The sequence below is a fragment of the Kitasatospora sp. NPDC048194 genome, from assembly GCF_043202455.1.
In the GTDB taxonomy this organism is placed as follows: Bacteria; Actinomycetota; Actinomycetes; order Streptomycetales; family Streptomycetaceae; genus Kitasatospora.
Genome location: NZ_JBIDAK010000062.1, coordinates 1 through 3,072, shown reverse-complemented (window position 1 = coordinate 3,072; position 3,072 = coordinate 1). Strand labels below are relative to the sequence as shown.

Here is a 3,072-nt window from a genome sequence, read left to right as displayed (position 1 = left end):
AGGTGGCAATCCTGGCAGCAGCAAGAACCGTGCACAGCGCACTAACCGGCCTCTCGGCCACGTCCACCCCGATGCCCACCGGCACCCCCGCGCCCGGCCAGGCCGGGCAGGAGAACGGGTTCACCAAGGCGGTCGGGGCCGTCGTGGAGTGGCTCAAGACCAACGTGCCCGCCACCTGGTGGCCGTGGATCGTCGGCGTGGTCGCCATCGTCGTGTGGGTGGCCCACAGCGCCTCACAGCCCGGCCAGAAGGGCGAGTGGGCCCGCGAGCTGTCCAAGAACACTGGCGAGCTGCTCCGGACCCTCGCCGGGTTCGTGTGGCGGCTGTGCACCGGCCGCGAGCTGGTCAAGCCCAAGGCCGAAGGGGAGGAGGGGGCCAAGCCGGGCACCGGCGCCACCTTCCTCAAGCGCGGCCGGCGCCCCGTGACGGCCGAGGAGCTGGCCGCCCCGGCCGCTGCGCACGGGTCGGTGGCCGCGCCGATGGCCGTGCCGATGCGCCCGCTGCGCGAGGTGCTGGCCGAGTGGGAGGGCTGGCTGGCGGGAAAGGCCGGCGCCGCTCCGGGCTGGCAGCTCCGTGCGGGGCTGTGGGCCGTGCGCATCGGTGCCACCGTCCGGCACGGGGCCGTGGCCGTGGGGCGCTTCCTGCGGGGCGTGGCGGGGGTTCTGCGGGCCTGCGGGCGCTTGCTGGGGGACTGGGCCCTGTGGCCCTACAGCGCCCGCCTGGCGGCCCGTCTGGCCCTCTTCGGGGCCGTGGCCCTGTGGTGGTTCTCCCCCGGCTGGGCCTACGTCCTCGGGGGTGCACTGGCACTTACGGTGCTGGGTATCGCTGGCACCGGTCCGGCCGGGCTCGGCAAGTGGCACTACCGCGTCCCGGGCCATGACGAGGTGTACGGCCCGGCCCTCTGGCTCGTGCTGCGCCCCGCGCTGCGCCTGCCCGACGAGGCCTACTGGGAGACCTACCTGACCCTCTCCACCGATTTGCAAGATCAGGACGCCTGTATCACCCTCACCATCCCCCGGACGTGGTCCGGCGGGGCCCAGCACCAGACCGCGATTCAGGACGCCGTCATTTCACGAATGCCCCCGCAATTCGGGGAATGGGTCGTGAATTGGCTGCTCTACGACATTGAAAAGCCCAGGGTGGAATTCACCAAGAAGCCCAAGCCGAAGCCCAAGCCGAAGCTGCCGGAGATGGTCGAGTGGGTGCCCTCCGACAACGTGCGTGAGGTCATGGTCGGCCAGGTCCACGCCGGGATGAAGCTCATCCAGACCCAGACCGCCACCCCGCACTGGGGCGTGGCCGGTGGCACCGGCGCGGGCAAGTCCACGACCCTCTACATGGCCGTGGTGCACCACCGGCTTCACGGCGAACTGGTCGACATCATCGACACCAAAAAGAACAGCCTCGCGCTCGCCGAGGGACACACCGGCGTCCGGGTGCACAAGACGGCCCGCTCCGGCGTGGCCGCGCTCGGCGAATTTCTGGTCTCCATGCAGGCCGCCGAGGAATGGAACGGACGGGCCTTCCGGGATTACACAGGCGACATGCCGCGACCGGTGCCGCGCGTCCTCATCTGCGATGAGTGGCCGACGTTCTACCTGGCCGCTCTCAGCTGGTGGCAGCACGGAATCAAGGGCAAGGGAAAGCCGCCATTCCTGGCGTGGTTCGCCACGATTCTTCTCCAGGGCCGCAGCTCGGATCACCGCGTCATCATCGGCACTCAGCAATTCTCGCTGGAGATGTTCGGCGGTCAGACCATGGTCCGCGATCAGGTCGGCACGAAAATGATCGTCGGGCCGACCACGGACCCGTCATGGGTGGTGGCGTTCGGGCAGAAAGCCGAGCGCATCGACTATGACACCAGCGTGGTCGGACGGGGCGTCATCCAGAGTGCCGCGAACGGGCCCGTGGAGGAAATCCAGTTCCCCTTCATCACCCCGCACGTGGAGGAATTCCTGAAGGACTGCCCCAAGGCGCCCGAGTGGTTCGACCGGGGCGAGATGGCCCCGTGGATCACCGAGGAAGACCTGATCGAGGCCGCCGCCCTGGCCGTGCCCGGCTTCCTGCCCGGGGGGCAGTACAACAAGGTGTCCCACGGTGGGACACTCCCGAAGAACGGGGCCCGTGGCCTGCCTGGCCCCAGGTCAGAGGCCGTGACCACCGGCCCGGTCACACCCGATGGGACAGCCCCTGTGACCCTCACCAAGGGCGAGGCCGGCACCCCGACGCCCGAGGACGGACCCGCGATGTTCACCATGCGCGAGGCGTGCGAGAAGGCCGTTATCCCGGCCAGCTACGAGACCGCCCGCAAGCGGAAGTCCCGGGCCGCCAAGCGGGGTGTGGAACTCCCCGAAGGCATCACCGTGGAAGGCGTCACCAAGTGGACTGCGGAGGAAATCACCACCTGGTGGGCGGCCACCGAAGGCCAGGGCTGACAAAGCCCTGAGCGCCCCTCAGACGGCCCCTCTCCCTCGCAATGGGGAGAGGGGCCGCCGCGTCTCTGTCAACGCCTCACAGGGCCCATTACCGGCCCCGCCCGGAAGGGGCACCGGAGCTGCGGCAGGATTCCCTGACAGCCGAAACTGATACACCGCCAACCGGGCGGAGCCCGGAGGAGGGTAGGGCCCTCTACCCGAAATTCACGACACATCGTCAACGCCCGCCTGAGAAGCGGGCGGGGAGGGGATGGGGCCGAATCCCGGGAACTACACAATGAATCATCAACAAGCCCCGGAAAAATGCCCGAACGCATCACGCGAAAACCGGCGACACGAGAAATCGGGGCGGAGCCCCAGCGCAAAGTCAAGGCCATTTCGAAAGGAATTGAGAAAAGGCAGACCTGAGGCAGCGTCAGATCAGCGCCGGACCGGCCCGAGCCACCCGCTCCCCCAGCCAGCCGCTGCGGAGCGCAGCGAAGCAGCAAAACCCCTGATCAGAGCCAGGATCTAGACCAAACGGTCTGGACCACTGACCACCGCGCAGCGGTGGTCCAGACCGCGCGACGCGCGGTCCCCGGCCACGCGGAGCGTGGCCGACCGGAGCGGCGCAGCCGCGAGGGACCCGCTCCGCGGG

Annotated in this window: 1 protein-coding gene; it reads left to right on the top strand. The window is 69.2% G+C overall.

Translation table 11 applies throughout. The annotated features are described in order from the left end of the window. The coding region (locus ACGF07_RS35275) for a type IV secretory system conjugative DNA transfer family protein (RefSeq protein ID WP_392905715.1) at positions 1–2,435 on the top strand (2,435 nt) is incomplete at its 5' end. Positions 2,436–3,072: the final 637 nt, after the last annotated feature.